A 24,894-nucleotide genomic window follows, 5' to 3' on the forward strand; every position below is an offset into this window, starting at 1 on the left:
CAGCCCCGGCCGGGTCAGGTCAGGCGGCCGTGACGGGCAGGCGGAGGCAGTGCCCCTGCTGCGCCAGCACCGGCTTCCACCCTTCGATCAGCCGCTGATAGGCGCGGCCCACGGCGCGGATATTACGGTTGAGGTCATAGAGGCCGCGCGGGTTCACCGTGCCGTTCTTCTCCCGCAGCGCAGTGTTCCAGTCGATCTGGTCCGTCAGCGAGTACCAGGTGAAGCCGAGGATGGGCACGCCGTCGCGGCGGAGGCGCATCAGGCCGGACCACTGCTTCCACAACCAGCGCTCGCTCTCGTCGCCACGCGGACCTTCGTCCATGTTGGTCTCGGTATGCATGATCGGCAGGCCGTAGCGGGTGAAGTAGTCGCGCGTCACCGTGTCGTAGCCGAAGACCTCACCGGCCCAGCGGCTTTGGCCACTGGCGCCGATGATGTGCTCGTTCGTCGCGTACCAGTCGTTGCCCATGATGCAGTGGCGCTTCAGGGCAGGGGCCGAGCGCTGGAAGAAGTGGTACTCCTCCCGCGTCATCCCGTTGTCCATCAGGTACTCATACATCGAGGAGCAGACGCGGTGGCCGTAGTTGAGGTCGAGCGTCAGGAAGCGCTCGGCGTTGCGGTGCTCCGCATGGATCAGCGAATCCGGGCATTCCGGGTGGAACTGCTCGGTCGATTCGGACTGGATGAAAATGGCGTCCGGCCGCACCCGCACGATCGCCTGCATCGCCATGACATTGGCGCGCACGACGTTCTTGATGGCGGTGACATAGCTGCGGTCATCGGTCCGCTGCTCGTTCCACCAACCATACTTGGCCGAGAAGACGGCGGTGATGAACATCTCGTTCACCGGCGTGTAGAGCTGCACCCAGGGAAAGCGGCGGGCGAAGGCCTCGGCATAGGCGGCGAAGAGCTCCGGGAATTCCGGATTCTGGAAGTCGCCGATCCAGTCGGGCACGCCGAAATGGCAGAGATCCACGACCGGCAGGATGCCGAGGCGACGGACCTCGGCAAAGGTCTCGTCGGCGAAGGACCAGTCATGCAGGCCCGGGCCGCGCAGGGTGGTATGCAGCTGCGGGCCGTAGCGCAGCACGCCGCAGCCGATCTCCTTCACCAGCGCCAGATCCTCGCGCCACCGGTCGTAATGACCGCATTCGGCCATCTGGTCGCGACGGATCCGGCCGCCCTCGATGGTGGGTGCGCTGTTCTCGATCCCGGTGGCGAACAGGAAGCCCTGTTCAGCCAGGGAGTGGAGGCCGAGCGATGCAGGCGTAGAGGGGCGAGAGGGCAGGGCGTCCAACATCACTTTATCCCACGAAAGCGTGATCAGGGCAGTATTCAGTATTCCGTGAGTGGCTGCACATTAACAGATTGTCATTTTTGCCTGCCAAGCGCCAGCGCTGCATCTTTGCCACATGCACATCGACGACCCGGCGGTCCTCGCCGAAGCCCGCGCCCTGTTCGACCGCTACGAGCAGGCCATCGCCACCAATGACGGCGCCATACTGGACGCCTGCTTCTGGGCCGACCCGCGTACGGTGCGCTTCGGCATCACCGAGATCCTCTACGGGATCGAGGCGATCCGGGCCTTCCGGGCCAGCGTCGCCCGCTACGCGCCGCGGGCGACGCGGCGGGTGCAGATCACCAGCTTCGGCCAGGACTTCGCCTGCACCCATTTGGAATATGAGCGGACCGATAGCGGGCTGATCGGGCGAGAGACGAAGATCATGGCACGCCTGCCGGAGCTGGGCTGGCGGGTCGTCTCCGCCCATGTCTCGCTGCTGGCGGCCGGCGACCCCGGGCGGGTGCAGAAGGGATGACACGGAGCATCGTCATCGGGGCCGGCATCCTCGGCGCCTGCACGGCGCTGGAGCTGCTGCGGGCCGGACATCAGGTGACCATCGTCGAGCCCGGACTGCCGGGCGGCGAGCAGGCGGCCAGCTACGGCAATGGCTGCTGGCTGAGCCCGATGTCCGTCATCCCGCCCGCCATGCCCGGTCTGTGGCGCAAGGTGCCGGGCTTCCTTGCCGATCCGCTCGGTCCGCTCGCCATCCGCTGGCGCTATTTCCCGAAGGTCCTGCCCTGGCTGACGCGCTACCTCGCCTCCGGCTGGACCGAGGCACGGGTGCTGCGTACGGCCCGGGCTCTCCGCACCCTGCTGCAGGACTCACCCGCACTGCATGCGGCACTGGCCGAGGCAGCGGGTGTCGGCCACCTCATCGAGCGGCGCGGGCTGATGTACATCTATCCCTCCCGCACGGAATTCGAGGCGGAGGCAATGGCCTGGCGCATCCGCCGGCAGGTGGGAATCGACTGGATCGAGCTTTCCGCCGACGAGCTGCGCCAGCGTGAGCCGGAGCTCGACCGCCGCTATGGCTTCGCCGTACTGGTCGAGGAGGGCGGGCATTGCCGCGACCCCGGTGCCTATGTCGCGGCGCTGGTGGCGCTGGCCGAGGCCGAGGGTGCGCGGCGCGTCATGGCACGGGCGACCGGCTTCCGCATCGAGGGCGGGCGGTTGCGAGCGGTGCGGACGGATGCGGGCGAGCTGGCGGCGGACCAGGCCGTCATAGCCGCCGGTGCATATTCCAGGGCGCTCGCTGCCGCAGCGGGGGATGCGGTGCCGCTCGAGACGGAGCGCGGCTACCACGCGATGATCGAGGGGGTGGAGGTCGGGCCGCGCACACCGCTGATGCCCTCCGACGGCAAGATGTCCGTCACCATGACGGCGCGCGGGCTGCGCTGCGCCGGGCAGGTGGAGATCGCCGGGCTCGAGGCGGCGCCGAACTGGAAGCGCGCCGAGATCCTGCGTGACCATCTGATCGGCGCATTCCCCGCCCTGCCGCGCGCCCTGCCGGCGGAACGGGTGAAGTTCTGGATGGGGCACCGGCCAAGCATGCCGGACGGCCTGCCCTGTATCGGCCCGGCGCGCGCCAGCGCCGATATCGTGTACGCTTTCGGGCATGGCCATGTAGGGCTGGTCTCGGCGCCACGTTCGGCTCGTCTGGTTGTACAAATGCTGACTGGACAACCGACCGAGATTGATGTGAGGCCCTTCGACCCGCGTCGATTCGAATGATTTCATGCTCGCTTTGTCGCAGCGCCGGTGTCATCCTTCCTGATAGCGGTCCTGCACCTTCGTGGGCCGTTCGACCTAGATACGGATCAATCAGCAAGTGCCTTCCGACAGCGACATCCAGGGCGGCACCGGGCCCGTCGAGGCCCAGGTGAAATGGTACAACGCCCGCAAGGGGTTCGGCTTCGTGCTGGGGCCCGACGGCCAGGACGTGTTCTTCCATGCTTCGGCCCTGACCGAGGCCGGCATCGAACCGCCTGAAACTGGCGACACCCTGGTGTGCGAAATCGGCACGGATCGGCAGGGCCGCAGATTGGTCACCCGCATCACGGAGCGTCGGCTGGGCGACGGGGGTGGCGCGGCCGCCGCTGGTGCAGCCCGCCGGCCCTTCCGCGAAGGTGGCTTCGGCGATCGTCCGCCGCGGCGCGACTTCGGCGGTGGCGGCTTTGGTGATCGTCCGCCGCGGCGTGATTTCGGCGGTGGTGGCTTCGGCGACCGTCCGCCGCGTCGCGACTTCGGCGGTGCCGCCGGTGGCTTCGGTGCACCCCGTCCCAGCTTCGGCGACCGTCCGCCGCGTCGCGACTTCGGTGACCGCGATGCCGGTGGTCCGACCTATGCAGTCAATGGCACGGTGAAGTGGTTCGATCAGGTGCGCGGCTTCGGCTTCGTCACCCCGGATGATGGCGGGCAGGATGTGTTCCTGCACTCCTCCGTACTGCAGCGCGCCGGCCGTGCCGATGTGCAGCAGGGCGAGAAGGTCGCGCTCGATGTGCGCGACGGCCAGCGCGGCCGGCAGGCGGTCAGCCTCAAGGAATAAGATCCTCGCGCTTCGGCGCGGCAGGGGTTGGAAGGGGTCCTGGCCGGAAGGCTGGGGCCCCTTTCTCGTTTCAGGCTGGCGCGGGCCGCGGCGCCCCTGGCCGGCGGGGCAGGGCGGCCAGCATCTGGATCGTGCCTGCCACCACGCCCATCCCGACCCCGAGCTGCCAGGCAAGGTCGTAGGAGCCGAGCCGGTCGAAGATCAGCCCGCCGCCGAAGGCGCCGAGGAAGCTGCCGACCTGGTGGCTGGTGAAAGCAAGGCCCTGCACCATCGCCTGCCAGCGCAGCCCGAACATCTCCGCCGTCATGCCGCCGACCAGCGGCGCCACGCCAAGCCAGAGGAAGCCCATGATGGAGGCGAAGACGAGCGTACTGCCCGGCGTCGGCGGCACGGCGAAATACCAGGCGAGCACGAGCGAGCGCGTCAGGTAGATGCCGCCCAGCAGGGCCGGCTTCGACCACCGCCCCCCGGCCCAGCCGAAGAACAGGCTGCCCAGCACGTTGAAGCCGCCGATCGCCGCCAGTGCCTGGGCCGCCAGCATCGGGTCCATGCCGCAGAGCTGCAGGTAGGAGGGCAGGTGGGTGGTGAGGAAGACGAGCTGCAGGCCGCAGATGAAATAGGCCCCCGACATCACCAGGAAGGGTCCGTGCCGCATGGCGAGGCCAAAGGCGGCGCCGGCGGTGGTGGCATCGTCTCGCGCCGGGGGCAGCGCCACCTTGTCGACGCGCCCGGCCGACCAGGCGGCGGGCAGCATGGCGAGGCCGAGCAGGAAGAAACCGGCCACGCCGATCCGCCAGCCATAGCCTGCCGAGAGATACTGCCCGATCGGCGCCGCGATCAGCGCCCCGAGCGAGCCAGCGGCCGAGACGATGCCGAGCACCGTGCTGCGCATCGCCGCCGGTACGGGCCGCGAGGCGACCGATAGCGCCATGCCCGAGGCCGTGCAGGCCAGCGCCAGGCCGATCAGCACACCGGCGCCGAGTGTCACCTCCAGCGCAGACTGGGCGAGGCCCAGCAGGACCAGCCCGGCGAGATAGGAGAGCACGCCAACCACCAGCACGGGACGGAAGCCATAGCGTCCTGCGATGGCGCCGGCGAAGGGCTGCAGGAAGCCCCAGGCCAGATTCTGCACCGCGACCGCGAGGGTGAATTGCGACACGGCGATCCCGAGATCCTGCACCGCCGGCTGCATGAAGAGGCCAAGGCTCTGGCGGAGCCCCATGGCGAGGCTCAGCATCACCGAGGCACCGATCAGGATCGGCGCGACCGGCCTGAGGCTGCGGAGGTCCGCCATCGTCTTGCCCGTTCCCCGAGATCTGCCATGTCAGCAGACCTCCGGATGGAGCCGAGGTCTACCCAATACTGGCCCCGGCCCGATGAGCGGGGGACATGCGAGCCATGCGGGACGCGCCTTGCTCGCCTCAGCGCGGCAGCGTTGCCAGCGCCTGCTCCAGATCGGCGATGAGGTCGGACGGTTCCTCGAGGCCGATATGCAGCCGGGCCATCGGCCCACCGAAACTGCCAGTGCCGGCCGATCGGGTGATGAAGCCGGTGGTCGGGATGGCGAGGCTCTCGAAGCCGCCCCAGCTCGCGCCGATGCCGAACAGGGCGAGGCTGTCGATGAGCCGCATCACATCCTCCATCGCATAGCGCGGCTGGAAGACGACGCCGAAGAGCGAGCAGGCGCCGGTGAAGTCGCGCTTCCACAGGGCGTGCTGCGGATGGCTCGGCAGGGCCGGATGCATCACCTGCTTTACCTCCGGCCGTCCCTCTAGCCAGCGGGCGACCTCGATTCCGCTCGCCTCCTGGCGCTTCAGGCGCACCGCCATGGTGCGGACGCCGCGCAGCGCCAGCCACACATCATCCGGCGAGGCATATTGGCCGAGCAGCGAGCCGGCGGTGCGCACCGCCTGCCAGTCCGCCTCGTCATTCACCGTGACGCTGCCGAGCAGCACGTCGGAATGCCCGCCGACATACTTGGTCAGCGCCTGGATCGAGACATCGACGCCATGTTGGAAGGGCATGAAGTGATGGATGCCCCAGGTATTGTCCATCAGCACCTTCACCCCGCGCGCATGGGCGGCGCGGGCGATGGCCGGGATGTCCTGCACCTCGAAGGTGTGGCTGCCCGGGCTCTCGGTGTAGAAGACGCGGGTGTTGGGGCGGATGAGGGCGGCGGCGGCGGCCTCGTCCACGGTCGGGTCGTAATAGGTGGTCTCGATCCCCCAGCCCTTCAGCAGCCCCTCGCAGATGTTGCGTGCCGGGCCATAGGCACTGTCCGGCATCAGGCAGTGGTCGCCCGCCTTCAGATAGGCGAGCAGGGGCACGGCGACCGCCGCGAGGCCGGTGCCGACGACGAGGCATCGCGTGCCGCCCTCGATCTCGGCGATGACATCCTCGAAGGCGTAATGCGTCGGGCCGCCCTGCGTCCCGTAGGTCATGTACTGCTCGAATCGGTGCTTGGCGCCCTCGCGCCGCGCCTCGCAATTCGGGAAGAGCACGGTCGAGCCGCGATGTACGGGCGGGTTGACGAAACCATGCACATGCGTGCCCGCCCGGCCGGCATGGCTGAGGCGGGTGGCGAAGCCCTGCTTCTTCGTCGTGGGGATGGAATCGTCCGGCATCAGCCATGCACCTTCGGGGTCTCGGGCCGGCCGGCCCATTCGGTCCAGGAGCCGTCATAGACGGCGGGTTCGGGGAAGCCGGCCTGCACCAGGCCGAGCGAGAGGATGCAGGCGGTGACGCCGGTGCCGCAGGAGGTGACCACCGGCCGCTCCATGGTGACGCCCGCCGCCGTGAAGCGGTCGCGCAAAGCGGCCGGGTCCAGCATGGTCTGGTCGGGCCTCAGCAGCTCCGAATAGGGGACATTGGCTGCACCCGGCATGTGGCCCGAAGGCAGGCCAGGACGAGGCTCCGCCGCCGTGCCGTCGAAGCGGCCCTTGCTGCGGGCATCGAGAATGAGCGCCCCGCCGCCGCCTTGGCGCACGATGCGCTTCACATCGCCGATGCCGCGTACGAGCTCCGCCTGGAAATCGGCGGTGAACTGCGCGGGGTCTCGGCCCGGGGGCGGGCCTGCTTCGGTCGGCCGGCCTTCCTTCAGCCATTTCGGCAACCCGCCATCCAGCACCGCCGCCTGATGGTGGCCGAATAGCCGCATCAGCCACCACCCGCGTGCCGCCGAGGCGAGGCCCTTCTGGTCATAGAAGACGAGCCGCGCGCCGTTGGAGACGCCGAGCAGCCCCATCAGCTTCTCGAAGCGCGCCGCGGTCGGGATCATGTGCGGCAGGGTCGCCTCGGGATCGGCGATCAGGTCGATGTCGAAGTAGTCGGCACCGGGCACATGCGCCTCGGCGTACTTGGCCTTGCCGTCATGCGGCTCGTTGGGGAGGTATTTGGTGGTGTCGAAGACCATCAGGTCCGGCTTGCCGAGTTCGGCGGCCAGCCATTCGGTCGAGACCAGATTCTCCATGGCGCCTACTCCCCTTGCAGAACCAGGTAGACCCGGCGGTTCTGCTTGCCCTTGTTCTCGAGCTTCGTCACCTCGACGCGGCCGATCTCGCCGGTGCGGCGCACATGCGTGCCGCCGCAGGGCTGCAGGTCGACCGGCGCCTCCTCCGGCCCGATGCGCACCAGCCGGATGCGCCCGGCGCCACGTGGCGGCTGGACGGACAGGGTGCGGACCAGGGACGGGTTGGCATCCAGCTCCGCCTCGCTGATCCAGCGCTCACCGACAGGGTGGTCCGCCTCGATCAGCGCATTCAGCGCCTCGGTCAGCGACTCCCTGGTGGGCGGCGCGGCGAGGTCGAAATCGAGGCGTGAGCGGTCCGCGCCGATCTGCCCGCCAGTGACGCCGGCGCCGGGGATCAGGCTGCACAGCAGGTGCAGGGCGGTGTGCATCCGCATGTGCCGGTGGCGCGGCGCCCAATCGAGCACCGCCGTGACGGTGGCGCCCACCGGCGGCAGCGCCGCGCCCTCGGCGGGGAGATGGAGAACGCTGTCCTCCGGCCCCTTCACCGCCTTCGTCACGGCCATCTCGCCGCCCTCCCAACGAAGCCATCCGGCATCGCCGGGCTGGCCGCCGGCCTGGGCGTAGAAAGGCGAGCGGTCGAGCATCACACCCTCCGGCCCCGCCGCCAGGACCGTGGCGGTGGCTTCGGTCCGGTAGGCATCGTCGCGGTAGAGGAGTTCTGTCGGCATCAGGCCCATTCCTGGCGCAGCCGGGCGCGATGATGGCGGAGCCACCACAGGCAGAGCCCGGCGGTCGCGTTCTCGATGCGGTGCTGGTCGAGCAGGGCGAAGGCCTCCTCGGCCGGCAGGACCAGCACGCGGATATCCTCGCCCTCATGAACGAGGCCATGGGTGCCCGTGGCCGCGGCCTCGGGCAGGGTGACGCGGGCGGCGTAGAGGAACATGACCTCGTCGCAGCCCCCCTGCATCAGCATGGTGCGGCTGATGACTTCCATCCGCTCAGGGCGGAGGCCCGTCTCCTCCTCCAGCTCCCGCCATGCCGCCGCCTCCGGATCTTCGCCCAGCTCAAGCAGCCCGGCGGGACATTCGGTCATGATGCCGGGGAAGCCGGCGGCCAGTGCAGGAAGACGGAATTGCTCGATCAGCACCACGGCGTCCGCTGCGGGATCGTAGGGCAAAACGGCGACGCCGCGGCCACGGCGCCAGAGCTCCCAGGTCAGCTCCGCGGAACGGGCGCCGTCGAAGCGCTGATAGGTGAAGCGCACTCGCTGCACGGGGAAGCGGCCATCCCAGACGACCTCATCCGCCTGCACATCGAGTCCGGGATGCGCCGGGATGGGCGGCGCCTTGGGTGATCTGGCTTTCATGCGCCGGTGACCCTACCCTTGGCGGGAAACGCCGTCCATGGACACCCAGACCGAAACCCACCCCCCGCCAGACCGGACCGAGGCCGCCCCGGAGCTTGCCGCGCGTCAGCGGCGCGCGGTGATCGGCGTGCTTGCCGCAGCCGCCGTCTTCTCAATCGCCGGGGCCCTGGTGAAGGGAATGGGTGGGGCGCTGCCGCTGGCGCAGGTGGTGCTGTGCCGTAATCTTTTCGCCATCCCGGCGCTGCTGCCCCTGCTCTGGCAGGCTGGTGGCCTCGCTGCGCTACGAACGCGGAACCCGGCGCTTCATGCCGCCCGCATGTTGAGCGGGCTGGGCGGCATGGCGGGCGCCTTCTATGGCTATGCGGTGCTGCCGCTGGCCCTGGTGACGGCGCTCGGCTTCACCATGCCGCTCTTCCTCACGCTGCTCTCGATCCCATTGCTCGGCGAGCGCGTCGGGCCGCGGCGCGGGCTGGCGGTATTGGTGGGCTTCGGCGGCGTGCTGCTGGTCGCGCTGCCGGGCGGCGGGGGCGGGGCGACCCATGGGACGGGGATGCTGGCGGTGCTTGGCGGTGCCGTATGCTGGGCGTTGTCGATGATCACCATCCGCCGCATGGGGCATGCCGGGGAGAGCAATGCGGCCATCGTGCTGTGGTTTGCCCTCGGTGCGACGCTGGTGTCGGCCATCGTCGCCCTTCCGGTCTGGGTGGCGCCGAGCCCGTTGCAATGGGCGATGCTGATCGGCACCGGGCTGCTTTCCGCCCTGGCGCAGGTGATGATGACCGAAGCCTATCGGCGCGGCGAGGCGACGCTGCTCGCGCCTTTCGAATACTCCGCCATCCTCTGGACGACGCTGATGGGGGGGCTGGTCTGGAGCGAATTGCCGGATGGGTGGGACGCCGCCGGCATCGCCGTATTGGTGGCGAGCGGGCTTTATATCTGGCGGCGCGAGGTGGTGCTGGGGCTGCGGCGTTAGCACCGGCTCAGCCGGCCGGGGCAGCAACCTTGTCCGGCACCGGCTTGCGGCCCTCGCCGCGCCCGTGCCGGCGGTAATGTTCGCGTCCGGATGGGATCAACTCCGCCTGGATCGCGGCGCGCACATCCGGATAGCGCTCAAGGTACCAGGCCTCGTCGAACTCGAATTCCTCCTCCGGTTCGGAGGTTTCCTCCTCCGGCTCCTGCACCACGAGGCGACCGGTTTCGGCGCGCAGGCGGAGGAGCTGGATCTGCAGCATCATCACGGCTTCCAGCGCGTGATTCCTTGCGTTTTCCGCCTCGTTGCGTACCGTGGTGAGGCTGGCGAGTTCGGCGCCGAGCGTGTCCCGCTCAAGGCGCAGGCTGGCGGCCTCCGCCTCGGCCTCTGTCTTGGAGTGGCGAGCGGCATCCCGCTCAGTGCGGAGTGTGACGATATCCTGCTCGGCCTTGGCGCGGGCGGTCTCGGCCGCCTGGCGGGCGGCGGCTTCGCTGGCCTGGGCTGCTTCGACCTGGGCGAGGGTCTCTGCAGCGCGGGTTTCGGCAGCGGTGCGGGCCGCCTCGCTCGCCTGGTAGGCCTTCCGCACGGTGTCACGCTCAGCGCGTACCCGGAGGGCGGCGGTGCGCAATTCGTTGAAGCGGGATTCGGCGGTCTTTCGGCCGGCTTCGGCCGCCTCGCGGGCAGCGAGGTGCTCGGCCCATTCGGCCTTGAGTGTGGCGACCTCGGCTTCCGCCTGAGCGGCACGGGCTTCGGCCGCCTCCAGGGCCATCTGATGCTGGGACCAATCGGCGCGCATGGTGGCGGCCTCATCGGCCGCCTGGGCGGCGGCGGCGACGGCGGCGTCACGGGCGGCCGCATGGGCATCCCACTCGGCGCGCAGCCGCGCTGCTTCGGCCAGGGCCGCATCGGCATGACGCTGAACCAGCACGCGCTCATATTCCGCCCGGCCGACCTGGGCGAAGACCCGTTCGTACTCGGCGCGATAGCTGTCGCGCTCCGCCTCGATCTGCCGCCTGGCCGGTTTCAGTACCCGTTCGAGCATCGATCCCGTCCTGTTCATCCGCCTTGGGGCCGGATGCCGGCTGCCATCAGCCGGAGGCTGGCTGCCATGGCCCCGAGCACGGCGGCGCCCTGACGCAGGCGGCGCCGGCGCAGCGGATTCCAGCTGGCCCGGCGCTGCATGGTGCGGCGCTCCGCGGCGGCATCGCATTGCGTGGCAGCGGATTCCAGGGCGGCGAGGTAGCCCTGGGCGAAATCCTGGTCCTGCCTGGGCGGGGAGGTGGCCAGCCACCGGCCCTCCAGCCAAGTGTCGAGGCCGGCCCCGAGTGTGGCCGGCAGGTCCGTACCCTGGGCCCTTACCTCGGCCAGGGCCAAAGCGAGGGACCGCAGCAGCGCCAACTCCGCCGCGGGCGCTGCCTCGGCCAGATCCTGCTGCTCAGCCAAGGCCCCGAACCCCCTCCACCGCGAAGCGCCGCATCATGCCGGAGCAAGCTTGCCGGAATGCTGACCGCACTGCCGTCTTCTAGCGCCTGGATTGCATCTGTCAGCGGGAAAACGCCGGATCGGCGCGGCGCTGCGTCAAAGCGCTGGCGAACCAGTAGCGGGTGGTGCCCGGAGGCATGTCCGCAATGCGGCCGGCCTCCGCATGGCCCTGGCGGCGGTAGAATTCCGGCGCCTGGACGGCCAGGCATTGAGGTGGACGCCGAGGCAGCCGGGCTTCCGCGCCACGGCTTCGGTCTTGGCGAGCAGCCGGGTGCCTCGGTCCTGGCCTGCCAGGCCTCCGCGACCCGGAACTCATCGAGATGGAGCCAGCCCCAGGCGAGTTCGCATATTGCCTCGGCCGGCACCGCACCGGCAAGGTCCCGCGCCTGGATCCACCGCCGGTGCCGTGCAGGCGGCGATGGGCGGCGCGGCTATCGGCGGTGAGGCCGCGGCCGATCGCCTTGCGGTAGGCCGAGCGGAGGCCGGGCGCTGATCTCGAGCGTGAGGCTCACAGCGCCTTCTGGAACCAGATGCGGGCATGGCCCGGCGGCATGCCCTCCAGCCGGCCGAATTCAGCATAGCCATGGCGGGACCAGAAGCCCGGCGCCTGGAAGCTAAAGGTGTCCGTATAGGCATGGGTACAGCCGCGGGCCCGGGCGATGGCCTCGGCCCGTTCCAGCAACTGGCCGCCAAGCCCCTGGCCGCGCTGGTCGGAGGCCATCCAGAGCCAGTCGATGAAGAGCCAGTTCCAGTAGGTGAGGCCGAGCAGCCCGCCGCGTACCTCGCCCCCGGCATCGCGGGCGAGGACCGTCACCGGCTCCCGGTCATAGGGGCCGCCCATCTCCTGGTTATAGGCATGGAGGCCGCGCTGGATGGCGGCGACGGCCTCCATCTCCGGATAGTCGTCCTCGCTGATCTCGATGGCCGGCCGGCCAGTCCGCTCTGCCTCGCTCATCCGCCGAACCGCCCCCAGGCCGCAACAGCGACCGTCAGCAGGCCGAGCACCAGGTTCATGGTGATCAGCTGGCGGATGCGGTTGACCTGCAGCGCCGCGCCGGCGGCATCGCCCTTGCCGCGGGCCGCCCGGAACTCCCGCCATGGGCCGGTGACCACCGTGACGAACACGGCCGCCATCAGCAGCGAGGTGAAATGCATCAGGTGGATATGCCAGCCGGCGCCACGGAAGCCGCCATACCAGCCGAAGAGCAGCAGGTAGCCGGTCAGGAGCAGCACCGGCATGGCGTGCCAGACAAGAAGGAAGAAGCGCTTCAGCACAGCCTCGTGCAGGGCGAGCCGCTGTGGCGGCTCCAGCACCGCAAGGGCCGGGCGCAGCACCAGGATGGCGAAGACCATCCCCCCGACCCACAGCACAGCCCCCAGCACGTGGAGGGCGTAGAACAGGCTACCCAGCATCGATCATTCCTTGGAGATGGCGGTCACGGCTGCGGCCAGCGCCCGCAGCTCGGCCGCAGCCAGGCTCTTCGGCGCGGATTCCGTCACCGCGAGCCCGTCGAGGAAGGCGGTGACGAATTCCACGCGGTTGCCAAGGCCGCCCTCCAGCACCGGCACGCCGCGTTCGGCGAGCGCGGCCCGGATGCTTTCCTTCAGCCGCCCCTGCGCGGGAACGCGGTTCAGCACGGCGGTGACGCGGCGATGGGCCTCGACCGCCAGCTTCACCGTTGCCTCGCTGGCCCAGAAATCGGCAGGCGAGGGCTGCATCGGCATCAAAACCAGGTCGGCGGCGCGGATCAGCTGCTTCGCTTCGGTCTCGGCATGGGGTGGCGTGTCGACGATGACGAAGTCCTGGTCCCGGCGCAGCCGGTCGAGCGCGCCGGGGACGCGCCAGCCGGATGGGCTGTCGAAGCTGAGTGGCCGGGCACGAATACCCTGCTTCTGGCGCTCCTGGTGCCAGCGGACCAGGGATTGCTGCGGGTCGGTATCCAGCAGTGCCACCCGATGGCCCTCGGCCGCCAGCGCCGCCGCCAGGTTGGCCGCGACGGTCGACTTCCCCGCACCTCCCTTCTGCTGCGCCACCGCCACCACGAACGCCATGCCTGCCACCTCCCGTGCGAAGCGGGCAACCTAGCCCGGATCGGCGCGGAGGCCAGCATCGCCATGCGGGGACGGCCCGTTTAGCCTGTAATCCCTATGGGAGAATCGCCATGAACCAGCTTGACCTGAAGGGCCGGGTCGCGGCCATCACCGGTGGCGCGCGGGGCATCGGCCTCGCCATCGCCGAGCGGATGGTGGCGAGCGGCGGGCGCGTCGCGCTCTGGGATGTCGACCTCGTCGAGGCGGAGCGGCAGGCGGCCCGGCTCGGTGGCTTCGCGTCGCGGGTGGACGTGACCGATTTCGCGGCGATCGAGGCGGCGCTCGCGGCGACCGAGGCGGCGCTCGGGCCGCTCGACATCCTCGTCGCCAATGCCGGCATCACCGGGCCGAACGCGCCGGTCGAGAGCTACCCGGTCGATGCCTGGCGGCAGGTGATCGAGATCGACCTCACCGGCGTCTTCCTCTGCTGCCGGGCGGTGGTGCCGGGGATGCGGGCGCGGAATTACGGCCGGATTGTCAACATCGCCTCGGTCGCGGGCAAGGAGGGCAACCCGAACGCCGCGGCCTATTCGGCGGCGAAGGCGGGGGTGATCGGCCTGACCAAGTCGCTCGGCAAGGAGCTGGCGACGACGGGGGTGCGGGTGAATTGCGTGACCCCGGCGGCGGCGAAGACGGACATCTTCCAGCAGATGACCGAGGCGCAGATCGCCTACATGCTCAGCAAGATCCCGGCGAACCGCTTCGTCGAGGTCGAGGAGATCGCGGCGCTCGCCTGCTGGCTGGCGACCGAGGATTGCAGCTTCTCGACCGGCGCCGTCTTCGACGTGTCGGGCGGCCGGGCGACCTATTGAGGCCGGGCGCGGGGCGGCAGGGCCCGCCCCCGCTCCATGTCAGGCCGCCTCGCGGCGCAGGATGGCGAGGCCGCGCCGCAGCGCCTCGGCGATCCGCTCCGCCGGCATCGCACCGCTGAACAGCACATGGCCGTCGAGCGCAAAGGTCGGCACGCCCGACAGGCCCGCGCGGCGGAAGCCCGCATCCTCGGCACGGATCTCCTCGGCGCCTTCGCCGCTCCCGAGGAAGGCTGCGGCATCGGCGGCATCGAGCCCGGCTTCGCCGGCCAGTTCCGCCAGCACCGCCTGCTGGCCGGTATCCCGGCCTTGCTGGAAATAGGCGCGGAAGATCGCCTCCTGCACCGCGGATTGCAGGAGCAGGCTGCGCTCGCCGGCCCAGTGGATGAGGCGGTGCGCCTCCACGGTGTTCGGCGTGCGCCGCATCAGGTCGTGGCGGAATTCGAGGCCGGCGGCGCGGCCGGCCTCGGCCACCTGGGCGTCGAGCTCCCGCCCGCGCGCCTCGCTGCCGAATTTGGCGGCGCGGTAGCTGGCGCGCTCGACGCCCTCGGCCGGCATGTCCGGGTTGAGCTGGAAGGCCCGCCAATGGACCTCGAAGCGCTGCCCCTCGGCGGCGAGCATCTCAAGCGCCCCCTCGAGGTTGCGCTTGCCGATCCAGCACCAGGGGCAGATCACGTCGGAGACGACATCGATCCGGGCCGTCGGGGCCATCTCGCTTTGCTCCATCCTGTCTCTCCTCGCTCTCTGGGCTAGGTTGGCCTCGGGTGGTGCCGGCGCAAGCCCGGGCGGCTTTGCCGCTGGACGGCGAGCGTCGGCTCCGCTCATCTGCGCCGAAAGGGAGATCGCAGCGATGAAGGTTCAGAGTGTCCTCGCCACCATCGGCGGCACGCCGCATATCCGTCTGAACCGGCTCTTCAGCGCGGCGGAGGTCTGGATCAAGTCGGAGCGTGCCAATCCCGGCGGCTCGATCAAGGATCGAATCGCGCTCTCCATGGTCGAGGCGGCGGAGGCGGCGGGGCAGCTCAAGCCCGGCGGCACGATCGTCGAGCCGACCTCGGGCAATACCGGCATCGGCCTCGCCATGGTCGCGGCGGTGAAGGGCTACAAGCTGGTCCTCGTCATGCCGGACAGCATGTCGGTCGAGCGGCGGCGGCTCATGCTGGCCTATGGGGCGAGCTTCGAGCTGACGCCACGGGCCGGCGGCATGAAGGCCTCGATCGCCCGCGCACAGGAGATCGTCGCCGCCACGCCCGGCGCCTGGCTGGCGCAGCAATTCGAGAATCCGGCGAATCCGGAGGTGCATATGCGCACCACGGCCCAGGAGATCCTGGAGGATTTCCCGGAGGGGCTGGATGCCCTCATCACCGGTGTCGGCACTGGCGGGCACATCACCGGCTGCGCGCGGGTGCTGAAGGGGGCTTGGCCGGGTCTCAAGGTCTTCGCGGTGGAGCCGGCGGCCTCGCCGGTGATCTCCGGGGGCGAGCCCTCGCCGCATCCGATCCAGGGCATCGGCGCCGGCTTCATCCCGGCCAATCTCGAGACCGGGCTGCTGGACGGAGTCATCAAGGTGCAGGCCGATGACGCCAAGGAGTATGCGCGGCGCTCGGCGCGGGAGGAGGGTCTGCTGGTCGGCATTTCCTCAGGCGCAACGCTGGCCGCCATCGCGCAGAAGCTGCCGGAACTGCCGGCAAGCGCCCGGGTGCTCGGCTTCAACTACGATACCGGCGAACGCTATTTCTCGGTCGCGGACTTCCTGCCGGAGTAATACTCATGACTGACGAGAACCCGCTGCTGGTGACGCGCGAAGGCCCTGTGGTCCGCGCCATCATGAACCGCCCTGAGCGCCGCAACGCCCTCAGCACCGCCATGGGCGAGGCCTGGGACCGGCTGCTGGCCGAGCTTGCCACCGATCGCAGCGCCCGGGTGCTGGTGATCTCCGGCGCGGGTGGGCATTTCTGCGCCGGGCTCGACCTGACCGAGGTGGCTTCGGACGAGACGCCGGAGCAAAAGCTGGCACGGCAGCAGGCACGCAACCGCCGCACCGGCGCCCGCTTCGGCGACATCGCGGCGCTGCCGCAGGTGGTGATCGCCGCCATCGAGGGATCCTGCCATGCTGGCGGGCTTGGCTTCGCCTGCGCGGCGGATATCGCCCTGGCCTCCGCCACGTCGCGCTTCGCGGCACCCGAAGTGCGGCGCGGGCTGGTGCCGGCGCAGATCCTGCCCTGGCTCGTGCGTCGCGCCGGGCGCCCGGCCGCGACCCGGCTGGTGCTGGAAGCGGCGGTGATCGACGCCCTGGAGGCCGGGCGAATTGGCCTCGTGCATCAGGTGCTGGCCGATGCGACGGCGCTCGAGGCGCAGCTGCAGCGGACCATCGCCGCCGTGCTGGAGGGCGCACCGGGGGCGCTGGCCGAGACCAAGGGGCTGCTGTCTGCGCTTGGGCCGATCTCGCCCGACGGCTATGCCGAGGCAGGGGCGGCCGCCTTCGCCCGCACTGCGTCGAGCGAGGAGGCGGCCGAGGGCATCGCCGCCTTCAAGGCGAGACGGAAGCCCGTCTGGGCAGCTTGAGCTTTCCATATTTCGTTCACGGGTTGCATACTAAGGCTTGGTTCCAGCGTTTGAGGTTGAGGGAGAGGGACGCCTCTCCCTGGACCTGTGCACAAAATGTGGAACCACCATGGCTACAGGAACCACCGGTTCGGATACGCTGACCGCGACCGGCCCCAACGAGACCCTGGAGGGTCTTGGTGGCGATGACATCCTCTACGGTGGCAACACCGGCTTCGACCTCGTCATGGATGGCGGGTCCGGCAACGATACCTTCCATGTCACCGGCTTCCCGAGTACCGTCATCGGCGGAGAGGGGCAGGATGTCATCAGCCTGGCATTCCCCTACTTCATGAGTCGTGGTCTCAATGACGCGGTTGTCGTGCTGGATTTCGCTGCGGGCGCAGGCGGGGACAGGCTCGATCTCGGGCTCCTGCTGACTTCTGGCCTGCTCACCGGGTATGAGCGCTCGAACCCCTTCGGCGCCTCCGGCTACCTATGGCTACGCCAGGTCGGCGCCGACGCCGTCATCGAGCTGGACGCAGATGGCGGGGCGAATGACTTCGTCCCCATGGTCGTGCTGCGCGGGGTCGCAGCCTCGGCGCTGGTGGCGGCCAATCTCGGATTCGACCCGCATGGCGGCTCCGTCATGCCGCTGACGCTGAACGGCAGCGACGGGCCTGAAACGCTCACCGGCGATGCCGAGGACGACATAATCAGCGGCTTCGGGGGCGCCGACGTTCTCAAGGGGCTCGGCAGCAATGACCGCCTCGATGGCGGCAGCGGGAACGATTCCCTGCTCGGCGGCCCTGGTAACGATACGCTGCTTGGCGGCGACGGCGACGACAGCCTGAACGGTGAAGGCGGGCTGGATTCGCTGGACGGCGGGGCCGGCGCGGACTCGCTGCGGCACCTCACTGGCCGCGCGACATTGGATGGCGGTGACGGCAACGACACCATCGATGCCTTCGACAGCGCCACCATCCGGGGCGGGCTTGGTGACGATCAGATCGTCATGGCGGCCGGATCGCCCGAGATGCGCTTCGTCGTCGACGGAGGCGGCGGAAATGACAACATCTCCGCTGTCGATGCCGCTGCTGCGCAAGCGAGCCTGTCGGGTGGCATCGGCGACGACTCGATCGAATCCGGCGACAATGGCCGCTATGTGCTGTGGGGCGGTGCTGGCAATGACACGCTGAGCGGTGGCGCCGGCATCGATGTGATGGTGGTGGACCTGCCGCGGCACCTGCTGGCGCTCACGGCCAGCACCGGCGCGGGCGGCAGCGTGGTGTCGCCGACCGGCGTCGCCTACAGCCCGCTCTCGCTCTCGGGCAGCATCAGCCATGGCAGCGAGACGGACCGCTTCAGCGGCATCGAGAGCATCCACTTCGCCGATGGCCGCCTGGTCTTCGATGCCGGCGACCCGATCGGCCAGGTGACGCGCATGTACCTCGCCGCCCTCGGCCGCGCGCCCGACACGCTCGGGCTGAATGGCTGGTCGAGCTATGTCGAGAGCGGCCACTCCATCGCCGACCTCGCCGGAGCCTTCGTCAGCAGCGCCGAGTTCAACGCCCGCTATCCGGCGGTGAGCAACAGCGGCTTCGTCACCCTGCTCTACCAGAACACCCTCGGGCGCGAGCCCGATGCCGGCGGCCTCGCCGGCTGGACCAGCTACATGGACCAGGGCCACAGCCGGGTCGAGCTGCTGACCCTCTTCTCCGAGAGCGCCGAGCACTACAGCCGCACCGCCTCGCTCTGGACCAACGGCATCTGGGACATGGACGAGACCGGGGCGGCGGTGGCGCGGCTCTACTACGCCGCTCTCGGCCGGGCGCCGGATGCCGGCGGCTGGCAGGGCTGGACCGACTATGTGAAGGGCGGGCATTCGCTGTCGGAGCTGGCGGCGGCCTTCCCGGCCAGCGCCGAGTTCCAGGCGCGCTACCCGAGCGTCGACAATGCCGGTTATGTCCGGCTGCTCTACGAGAATACGCTGGGGCGGGAGCCGGACCAGGGCGGCTATGACGGCTGGCTCGGCTACATGAACCAGGGCCATAGCCGGGTCGAGCTACTGCAGCTCTTCGCCGACAGCCAGGAGTTCATCCACAGGACCCTGCCCCTCATCGACGGCGGAATCACCTTCGTTTAGGCTACAATCACGATTTCGAGATCCAATAATCGCGATATCGTGTATCCTATATGCGGCGAGCCTCCAGCGGGAGCCTCGAACTCCGCAGAAGGACCGCACCGCATGCGCGGCAACTCCCAGGGCCAGTGGCGCCTCGAAACCTATGCCCTCGCCATCGCCATGCTCTGGATGTTGGCACTGCAACTCATTTGCGTCGCCCTGTGGGATGGCGGCTGGCTGACGCGCCAGGCGGCGCTGGTGCATTGGTTGCTGGTCGGCGTACTCCCGCCGGCGCTCTCGCTGTGGCAGACGGAAACAGGCCCATCCAAGGCCTGAGAGTGTAGGTCACGCATCCGTGACGCAACTGGGGCCGCGAACTCTGCTTGTTGCGATCGCATGCCAGACCTTATCACCTTGCCGCCGCCGCCCCTCGTGCCCGGCCTGGGGCCGATTGCCGGCGCGGCACTTTTCCTCGATTTCGACGGGACGTTGGTTGAGATCGCACCGCGCCCGGATGCTGTCGTGGTGCCGGACCACTTGCCGGGTCTCCTGCACCGTCTGACTGAGGGGCTGGGTGGGGCCCTAGCGGTTGTGAGCGGCCGTGCGTTGTCCGACCTCGACCATTTCCTCCCGGTGCCGATCCCGAAAGCGGGGGATCATGGTGCCTCCCTGCGGCCGGATCCCCTGGCGCCGTCCGTCCTGCCTTCCCTCCCCAAGGTTCCCGCCGCCTGGCGCGCCGAAGCGGATGCTTTGGCCGAGCGCCACCCGGGGGCGCTGGTGGAGGACAAGGCGCATGGCTTCGTCATTCATTACCGCCAGGCTCCGGAGCTGGAGGATGCGGCGCGGGCGCTGCTTGCCGGCTTCGTCGCCGAGGACCCGGATGCTTTCGCCCTGCTCGAGGCCCGCATGGCCTGGGAGATCAGGCCCCGCGGCGCCTCCAAGGCCACAGCGGTGCGGGCACTGATGGCGGAGGCACCCTTTACCGGCCGGGTTCCGGTCTTTATCGGTGACGACGTGACCGATGAGGAAGGCATGGATGCCGCCCGTAGCTTCGGTGGCCAGGGTTGGCGGCTCGATGACATGTTCGGCACGCCCCAGGCGCTCCGCGAATGGCTGGCCGAGGCCGCGTCGAGCCGATGAGCCGCCTTGTCATCGTCGCCAACCGCGTTCCCAATCCGAAGGAACGCGGCGCCACCGCCGGCGGGCTGGCGGTGGCCCTGCAGGATGCCGTCACCCAGCGTGAGGCGATGTGGTTCGGCTGGTCTGGCCAGACCGCCGAGTCCACCGCCGAGCGGCCGACCGAGGTCGTGCAGGGCCGGCTGACCTATGCCACGCTCGATCTCGGGCGGCAGGACTACACCCGCTACTACCAGGGCTTCGCCAATGGCGTGCTCTGGCCGACGCTGCACTACCGGCTCGGTCTCGCCCGTTTCCAGCGCGAGGATTATGTCGGCTATCGCGGGGTGAATGCCGCCTTCGCCGCCGCGCTCGCCCCGCTGCTGCGGCCCGACGACCTGGTCTGGACCCATGACTTCCACCTGTTCCCCTTCGGGCGGGAGTTGCGGCGGCTCGGCTGTACCCAGCGGCAGGGCTTCTTCCTCCATGTGCCTTTTCCGCCCTATGGTCTGTTCCTTGCCCTGCCGCGGGCGGAGGAATTGCTGGCCGACCTCGCCGCCTATGACGTGATCGGTGTCCAGACCGAGGATGATGCCATCAATCTCCGCCATGCCCTGGAGGCGGTAGGGCAGGGGGAGGCCGCCGCGCGGGTCGCCGCCTTCCCGGTTGGGATCGATGCCGATGCCTTCCGTCGCCTCGCCGAGCGCGCCCTGACCCGGGCCGAGACGCGCCGCTTCCACCAGAGCCTGGTCGGGCGCGCCCTGGTGATGGGTGTGGACCGGCTGGACTACACCAAGGGCCTGCCGCAGCGCTTCGCCGGCTATGCCCAGCTCCTGGCGCGCTTCACCGCGCATCGGGGGCGCGCGACCTATCTCCAGGTCACACCCGTCTCACGCGGCGACGTGGCGCAGTATCGCAGCCTGCGGCGGGAGCTCGACGAATGGGCCGGCCGGATCAACGGCCAATATGCTGAGCCGGATTGGGTGCCGCTCCGCTACATGACGCGGCCGGTGCAACGGCCGGTGCTGGCGGGCTTCATGCGCCTTGCACGGGTTGGTCTCGTGACACCGTTGCGGGATGGGATGAATCTGGTCGCCAAGGAATATGTCGCGGCGCAGGATCCGGCCGATCCTGGTGTACTGGTGCTGTCCCGCTTCGCTGGCGCATCGCCCGCCATGCCCGGGTCGGTGCTGGTCAATCCGCTCGACCCGGATGAGATCGCCGAGAGCCTCGACGCGGCACTCAGCATGCCGCGTGAGGAGCGGGTGGCACGCTGGCAGGCGAATCATGACGCGGTCTGGGGTGCCAGCGCACGCGCCTGGAGCCGGTCCTTCCTGTCAGCCCTCGAGGGCTGACAGGCCCATCTCAGCTCAGCGGTACCGCGACCTGGGTCCTGTAGGGCGTGCGTTCGCGCAGCCGGTCGTACCAGCGCCGCAGGCGGGGGAGTTCCGGACGCTCGATCGGCAGGTGGTACCAGCGGTGCAGGAAGCCGCCGAGGGCGATGTCGGCGAGGCCGAAGGCGCCCGCGATATGCTCCCGTTCCTCCAGCGCGGCATCCGCGATGCGCCAGAGCCGCGCCGTCGCCTCCTGGGCCTGGGCCGCCGCCGCTAGGTCGCGCTCCGCCTCCGGGGTGCGGATATAGGTCCAGAAGATGATGCGCATGGGCTCGTTCATCGAGGCGAGCGTCCAATCCATCCAGCGCTCGGCATCGGCGCGGGCCTCCGGCGCTTCCGGGTAGAAGGCATTGCCGCCCGGCTGTGTCCGGCAGAGGTAGCGGAGGATGGCGTGGCTTTCCCAGAGGGTATAGCCGTGCGGCATCACCAGGGTCGGTACGGTCGCATTGGGGTTCATCGCCGCGTAATCCGCATCCCGCGTGCGGCCGAAGGCACCACCGGCATCGATCCGGTGATAGGGGATGGTCAGCTCGTCCAGCAGCCAGAGCACCTTCATCACATTGACCGAATTGGCCCGGCCCCAGACGGTGATCGGTGGATGGTTCATGGCAATGGTACCGCGAAAGATGTGGCGAGGCGCCGGCGGAGCCTATGGCGGGGATCGTGCCGGGTCCAGTTGCGCCGGAGGCCGTGCGGCGCGACACAGGCGGCATGATCGCCATGCTGTTCCTGGCTGCCGCCGCTGCCGGCGCGCCGCTCTTCGCCCGCGCCAGCGAGGACCTCTGGGGCATCGCCCCCTGCGAGTTGTGCCTCTGGCAACGGACACCCTATTGGGTGGCGGCGGCCCTGGCGCTCGCCGCGGCCCTCCTGCCGCGCGCCAGGCGGCCGCTGGCGGGCCTGGCGATCCTTGCCGTGCTCGTCTCCGGCGCCATCGCCGGCTTCCATATCGGGGTGGAGCAGGGCTGGTGGCCCTCGCCCCTGCCGGGCTGCCAGGCGCCGCGCTCGGCCGGTGGGGCGAGCGTCGATGACCTGATGCGTTCGCTCAACGCGGCCCCGTCCAAGCCCTGCGACGCGCCGACCTACCTCATTCCCGGCCTGCCGGTCTCGATGGCGGCGATGAACCTGCTCTATGCGCTTGGCCTTTCGGCCCTGGCGGCCATCTGGATACGAAGAGGAGCACGCCGATGACGAAGACCGACCGACGGATGATCGCCGAGACCATCCGGGTGGACCATGCCGGGGAATACGGGGCGAAGCGGATCTACCAGGGCCAGCTCGCCGTCTTGCGCGGGACGAAATGGGAGGGGCTGATCCGCCACATGCAGGAGCAGGAGCAGGTGCATCTCGACACCTTCTCCCGCCTCATCGCGGAGCGCCGGGTGCGGCCGACGGCGCTGCTGCCGGTCTGGCATGTCGCCGGCTTCGCCCTTGGCGCGGCCACCGCGATGCTCGGCCACCGCGCCGCCATGGCCTGCACCGTTGCGGTGGAGGAGGCGATCGACGAACATTACCAGGCGCAGGAGGCCGCGCTCGGCGAGGACGAGGAGGCGCTGCGCGCCCATATCGTGCAATTCCGGGCCGAGGAGCTGGAGCACCGCGATATCGGCCTCGAGCATGAGGCGGAGCAGGCCCCCGCCTACCGGCTGCTGAGCGCCGCCATCAAGGCGGGCTGCAAGGTGGCGATCAAGGTGAGCGAGAAGATCTGATGGACCTGCCCCTGCCCGAAGCCGACGCCGCCACCACTGCCGCGGTGAAGGACTGGCTGGGGCGGTTCGCTGCCTGCGTGCGGGAGGTGGACTACGCCGCTGCCTACCCCTTCTGGCACGACGCCATCGTCATCTTCGGCACCTATCAGGAGCTGGTGCGGAGCCGGCAGGCCTGGACCGACACGCAATGGAGCAATGTCTGGCCCCGTACGGAGGGCTTCGCCTTCGACCTGGCGAACACGCTGGTGCTGGCCTCGCCGGACGGCGCCATGGCGGTGGCGGTCACCCCCTGGGACAGCACCGGTTTCCACCCGGACGGCACGCCCTTCCCCCGGCCGGGGCGGGCGACCATCGTGCTGGCCCGGCAGCCGGATGGCCGCTGGGTCGGCGTGCACAGCCATATGTCGCTGCAGCGCGGCGTGCCGCAGGACAGCCATGGCCAACGTGCGGTGAAAGCCCGGTAGGAGCCCACCCCGCCTGGACCGGGCGGCGGTTCGGCGCGAGCATGGCGGCCCGTCCGGAGAATCGCCGCCTTGTCCGATGCCCCACCGCCCACAGTCGTCCCCGGCCGTTCCGCCCTCTTCATGGGTTATCTCAAGATCGGCCTGTTCGGCTTCGGCGGGGTGGCGGCCTGGGCCCGGCGCGTCATCGTCGAGGAGCGCCACTGGCTGACCGAGCGGGACTATGCCGAGGTGCTCGGCCTCGGGCAGGTGCTGCCGGGCCCCAATGTCGGCAATGCGGCGGTGATGATCGGGCGGCGCTTCCACGGCCTTGCCGGGGCGCTGCTGGCGACCGGCGGGCTTTACTGCGCGCCCTTCATCATCCTGGTGATGCTCTGCCTGTTCTATGACCGCTACGGGCAATTGCCGGCCGTCGCGCCGGTGATGGCGGGCATCGCCGCCGGGGCGGCGGGGATGGTGATCGGCACGGCCTTCAAGATGACCGGCAAGCTGAAGCTGCGGCCGGAGGCGGTGGCGATCCTGTTGCTGGCCACCCTGGGCGCCGCCTGGCTCGGCCTGCCCCTGCCGGTCATCGTGTTGATCCTGGCGCCGGTTTCCATAGCCCTGTCGCTCTGGCGGGCCGGGCTGCTCGGCGGAGTTCCGGCACGGTGATCCTCCAGGTTCTCCTCACCTTTTCGGTCCTGTCCCTGGTGGCGATCGGCGGCGCCAATGCGGTGCTGCCGGAGATGCACCGGCAGCTCGTCGAGCTGCATGGCTGGCTGGACGATGCGACCTTCTCCCAGCTCTACGCGCTGGCCCAGGCGGCGCCAGGGCCGAACATCCTGGTGGCCAGCGTCATGGGCTGGCGCATTGCCGGCGCCGGCGGCATGGCGGCGGCGACCTTCGGCATGCTGGTGCCGGCGGCGGTGCTTGCCTGGTTCGTGGCCGGGCTGATGCACCGGCTGCGCGGCGCGCCCTGGCTGAAGCCGGCTCAGGGTGGGCTGGTACCGGTGGCGATCGGGCTGATCCTGGCCGCCGGCATCACCATGGCGGAGGCGGCGCACAGCCATGGGGTGATGCCGCTGATCGTGGTGGCGATCTCGACCCTTGTCGTCTGGCGGACAGATTTCAGCCCGCTCTGGGTTTTGGCCGGGGGCGGGGTTTTGGGAGCGGTCTTCCTCAGCTGACCTGCCGACTTGGTCACCGCTTGGCGCGGGCGATCAGCCGGTCATAGATGGCGCAGGTCTGGTCGCTGGCCGGCCGGCCCATGGTGGTGGTCATCTCCTCGCTGATCTTGTGTGCCTCCGCCGCATTCCGCTGCATCAGGGGCATCAGCAGGTTGGTGAGCTGAATGGTCTTGGCCTCCATGATCTGGTCGGTGCAGGCGGCCTGGGCTGCCGGTGCGAGGGTGAGGCCGGCGAGCAGAAGGGTGGCGGCGAATGCGCGATGGTGCACGGGTGATCGGGCTCCGGTTCCGGCCGCGGGACCTTGCGGC

The 24,894-nt window shown here is 69.6% G+C and carries 30 protein-coding genes; 16 read left to right on the forward strand and 14 right to left on the reverse strand.

Annotated elements, in window-relative coordinates:
• Positions 1-19: 19 nt before the first annotated feature.
• Complete coding sequence (locus BLR02_RS08400; RefSeq protein ID WP_090563441.1) at positions 20-1,300, reverse strand: family 1 glycosylhydrolase; 1,281 nt, start codon at positions 1,298-1,300, stop codon at positions 20-22.
• 112 nt (positions 1,301-1,412) lie between these two features.
• Between BLR02_RS08400 and BLR02_RS08405 the strand changes: the two genes are divergently transcribed.
• From BLR02_RS08405 to BLR02_RS08415, 3 genes are all read left to right on the forward strand, one after another.
• Positions 1,413-1,817, forward strand: a complete 405-nt coding sequence (locus tag BLR02_RS08405; protein ID WP_090563443.1) for an AtzH-like domain-containing protein — start codon at positions 1,413-1,415, stop codon at positions 1,815-1,817.
• Positions 1,814-3,073 (forward strand): NAD(P)/FAD-dependent oxidoreductase, encoded by a 1,260-nt coding sequence (locus BLR02_RS08410; RefSeq protein ID WP_090662318.1) that lies wholly within the window; start codon positions 1,814-1,816, stop codon positions 3,071-3,073. Before BLR02_RS08405 ends, BLR02_RS08410 begins: the two co-directional genes overlap by 4 nt.
• Before the next feature lie 97 nt (positions 3,074-3,170).
• Positions 3,171-3,887 (forward strand): cold-shock protein, encoded by a 717-nt coding sequence (locus BLR02_RS08415; RefSeq protein ID WP_090563447.1) that lies wholly within the window; start codon positions 3,171-3,173, stop codon positions 3,885-3,887.
• Positions 3,888-3,957: 70 nt separating this feature from the next.
• Here the strand turns inward: BLR02_RS08415 and BLR02_RS08420 are convergent, their stop codons facing one another.
• From BLR02_RS08420 to BLR02_RS08440, 5 genes are all read right to left on the reverse strand, one after another.
• The gene (locus BLR02_RS08420; RefSeq protein ID WP_090563449.1) at positions 3,958-5,181 is read right to left on the reverse strand and encodes an MFS transporter; all 1,224 of its coding nucleotides are present in this window, start codon (positions 5,179-5,181) and stop codon (positions 3,958-3,960) included.
• Between the two features lie 127 nt (positions 5,182-5,308).
• Positions 5,309-6,511 (reverse strand): cystathionine beta-lyase, encoded by a 1,203-nt coding sequence (gene metC, locus BLR02_RS08425; protein WP_090662320.1) that lies wholly within the window; start codon positions 6,509-6,511, stop codon positions 5,309-5,311.
• Positions 6,511-7,356 (reverse strand): sulfurtransferase, encoded by an 846-nt coding sequence (locus BLR02_RS08430; RefSeq protein WP_090563451.1) that lies wholly within the window; start codon positions 7,354-7,356, stop codon positions 6,511-6,513. The genes metC and BLR02_RS08430 overlap by 1 nt, the downstream gene beginning before the upstream one ends.
• 5 nt (positions 7,357-7,361) lie before the next feature.
• Positions 7,362-8,084 carry an alanyl-tRNA editing protein gene (locus BLR02_RS08435; RefSeq protein ID WP_090662475.1) on the reverse strand — a complete coding sequence of 241 codons (723 nt, stop codon included), beginning with the start codon at positions 8,082-8,084 and terminating at the stop codon, positions 7,362-7,364.
• Positions 8,084-8,722: an NUDIX domain-containing protein gene (locus BLR02_RS08440; RefSeq protein WP_090563453.1), complete on the reverse strand. Its 639-nt coding sequence runs from the start codon at positions 8,720-8,722 to the stop codon at positions 8,084-8,086. The genes BLR02_RS08435 and BLR02_RS08440 overlap by 1 nt, the downstream gene beginning before the upstream one ends.
• Before the next feature lie 37 nt (positions 8,723-8,759).
• Between BLR02_RS08440 and BLR02_RS08445 the strand changes: the two genes are divergently transcribed.
• On the forward strand, positions 8,760-9,695 hold the full coding sequence (locus tag BLR02_RS08445) for a DMT family transporter (RefSeq protein WP_090563454.1): 936 nt from the start codon (positions 8,760-8,762) through the stop codon (positions 9,693-9,695).
• Positions 9,696-9,702: 7 nt separating this feature from the next.
• On the opposite strand, the gene BLR02_RS08450 is transcribed toward BLR02_RS08445, so the two are convergent.
• From BLR02_RS08450 to parA, 5 genes are all read right to left on the reverse strand, one after another.
• Positions 9,703-10,734, reverse strand: a complete 1,032-nt coding sequence (locus BLR02_RS08450) for a hypothetical protein (protein ID WP_090662322.1) — start codon at positions 10,732-10,734, stop codon at positions 9,703-9,705.
• Positions 10,735-10,748: 14 nt separating this feature from the next.
• Positions 10,749-11,135, reverse strand: coding sequence for a hypothetical protein (locus BLR02_RS08455; protein WP_090563458.1), 387 nt, complete (start codon positions 11,133-11,135; stop codon positions 10,749-10,751).
• Between the two features lie 547 nt (positions 11,136-11,682).
• Positions 11,683-12,129: a GNAT family N-acetyltransferase gene (locus BLR02_RS08460; protein WP_245704685.1), complete on the reverse strand. Its 447-nt coding sequence runs from the start codon at positions 12,127-12,129 to the stop codon at positions 11,683-11,685.
• On the reverse strand, positions 12,126-12,587 hold the full coding sequence (locus BLR02_RS08465) for a CopD family protein (protein ID WP_090662324.1): 462 nt from the start codon (positions 12,585-12,587) through the stop codon (positions 12,126-12,128). The genes BLR02_RS08460 and BLR02_RS08465 overlap by 4 nt, the downstream gene beginning before the upstream one ends.
• A 3-nt stretch (positions 12,588-12,590) precedes the next feature.
• Complete coding sequence (parA, locus tag BLR02_RS08470; protein ID WP_090662326.1) at positions 12,591-13,226, reverse strand: ParA family partition ATPase; 636 nt, start codon at positions 13,224-13,226, stop codon at positions 12,591-12,593.
• Positions 13,227-13,336: 110 nt separating this feature from the next.
• On the opposite strand from parA, the gene BLR02_RS08475 reads away from it, so the two are divergent.
• On the forward strand, positions 13,337-14,077 hold the full coding sequence (locus BLR02_RS08475) for an SDR family oxidoreductase (RefSeq protein ID WP_090662328.1): 741 nt from the start codon (positions 13,337-13,339) through the stop codon (positions 14,075-14,077).
• Between the two features lie 39 nt (positions 14,078-14,116).
• Here BLR02_RS08475 and BLR02_RS08480 read toward each other — a convergent pair whose 3' ends face one another.
• Positions 14,117-14,800 (reverse strand): DsbA family oxidoreductase, encoded by a 684-nt coding sequence (locus tag BLR02_RS08480; RefSeq protein WP_218127892.1) that lies wholly within the window; start codon positions 14,798-14,800, stop codon positions 14,117-14,119.
• A gap of 124 nt (positions 14,801-14,924) precedes the next feature.
• On the opposite strand from BLR02_RS08480, the gene cysK reads away from it, so the two are divergent.
• The 6 genes from cysK (at position 14,925) to BLR02_RS08510 (ending at position 21,214) form a co-directional block, all read left to right on the forward strand.
• Positions 14,925-15,839, forward strand: a complete 915-nt coding sequence (gene cysK / locus BLR02_RS08485) for a cysteine synthase A (RefSeq protein ID WP_090563466.1) — start codon at positions 14,925-14,927, stop codon at positions 15,837-15,839.
• Positions 15,840-15,844: 5 nt separating this feature from the next.
• On the forward strand, positions 15,845-16,639 hold the full coding sequence (locus tag BLR02_RS08490; protein ID WP_090662330.1) for an enoyl-CoA hydratase/isomerase family protein: 795 nt from the start codon (positions 15,845-15,847) through the stop codon (positions 16,637-16,639).
• A 109-nt stretch (positions 16,640-16,748) separates the two neighbouring features.
• The gene (locus BLR02_RS08495; RefSeq protein WP_090662331.1) at positions 16,749-18,764 is read left to right on the forward strand and encodes a DUF4214 domain-containing protein; all 2,016 of its coding nucleotides are present in this window, start codon (positions 16,749-16,751) and stop codon (positions 18,762-18,764) included.
• A gap of 102 nt (positions 18,765-18,866) precedes the next feature.
• Entirely contained in the window at positions 18,867-19,079 is a 213-nt protein-coding gene (locus tag BLR02_RS08500) for a hypothetical protein (RefSeq protein WP_090662333.1), read from the forward strand.
• Between the two features lie 60 nt (positions 19,080-19,139).
• A complete protein-coding gene (gene otsB, locus BLR02_RS08505) occupies positions 19,140-19,883 on the forward strand; it encodes a trehalose-phosphatase (RefSeq protein ID WP_090563476.1) in 744 nt (247 codons plus the stop codon).
• The gene (locus tag BLR02_RS08510) at positions 19,880-21,214 is read left to right on the forward strand and encodes an alpha,alpha-trehalose-phosphate synthase (UDP-forming) (RefSeq protein ID WP_090662481.1); all 1,335 of its coding nucleotides are present in this window, start codon (positions 19,880-19,882) and stop codon (positions 21,212-21,214) included. The genes otsB and BLR02_RS08510 overlap by 4 nt, the downstream gene beginning before the upstream one ends.
• 10 nt (positions 21,215-21,224) lie before the next feature.
• Here the strand turns inward: BLR02_RS08510 and BLR02_RS08515 are convergent, their stop codons facing one another.
• Positions 21,225-21,860: a glutathione S-transferase family protein gene (locus BLR02_RS08515; RefSeq protein ID WP_090563478.1), complete on the reverse strand. Its 636-nt coding sequence runs from the start codon at positions 21,858-21,860 to the stop codon at positions 21,225-21,227.
• A 56-nt stretch (positions 21,861-21,916) separates the two neighbouring features.
• Between BLR02_RS08515 and BLR02_RS08520 the strand changes: the two genes are divergently transcribed.
• The 5 genes from BLR02_RS08520 to BLR02_RS08540 all read left to right on the forward strand — a co-directional run bounded on the left by BLR02_RS08520 (position 21,917) and on the right by BLR02_RS08540 (position 24,586).
• Positions 21,917-22,441, forward strand: coding sequence for a disulfide bond formation protein B (locus BLR02_RS08520; RefSeq protein WP_245704686.1), 525 nt, complete (start codon positions 21,917-21,919; stop codon positions 22,439-22,441).
• Positions 22,438-22,959, forward strand: a complete 522-nt coding sequence (locus tag BLR02_RS08525) for a demethoxyubiquinone hydroxylase family protein (protein ID WP_090563480.1) — start codon at positions 22,438-22,440, stop codon at positions 22,957-22,959. Before BLR02_RS08520 ends, BLR02_RS08525 begins: the two co-directional genes overlap by 4 nt.
• Positions 22,959-23,423, forward strand: coding sequence for a YybH family protein (locus BLR02_RS08530; RefSeq protein WP_090563482.1), 465 nt, complete (start codon positions 22,959-22,961; stop codon positions 23,421-23,423). Before BLR02_RS08525 ends, BLR02_RS08530 begins: the two co-directional genes overlap by 1 nt.
• A gap of 69 nt (positions 23,424-23,492) precedes the next feature.
• Complete coding sequence (locus tag BLR02_RS08535) at positions 23,493-24,071, forward strand: chromate transporter (RefSeq protein WP_090563484.1); 579 nt, start codon at positions 23,493-23,495, stop codon at positions 24,069-24,071.
• The gene (locus BLR02_RS08540) at positions 24,068-24,586 is read left to right on the forward strand and encodes a chromate transporter (protein WP_176849441.1); all 519 of its coding nucleotides are present in this window, start codon (positions 24,068-24,070) and stop codon (positions 24,584-24,586) included. The genes BLR02_RS08535 and BLR02_RS08540 overlap by 4 nt, the downstream gene beginning before the upstream one ends.
• Positions 24,587-24,599: 13 nt before the next feature.
• Here BLR02_RS08540 and BLR02_RS08545 read toward each other — a convergent pair whose 3' ends face one another.
• Positions 24,600-24,854 carry a hypothetical protein gene (locus BLR02_RS08545; RefSeq protein ID WP_090563489.1) on the reverse strand — a complete coding sequence of 85 codons (255 nt, stop codon included), beginning with the start codon at positions 24,852-24,854 and terminating at the stop codon, positions 24,600-24,602.
• Positions 24,855-24,894 lie beyond the last annotated feature (40 nt).

The sequence above is a fragment of the Belnapia rosea genome (genome assembly GCF_900101615.1).
GTDB lineage: Bacteria > Pseudomonadota > Alphaproteobacteria > Acetobacterales > Acetobacteraceae > Belnapia > Belnapia rosea.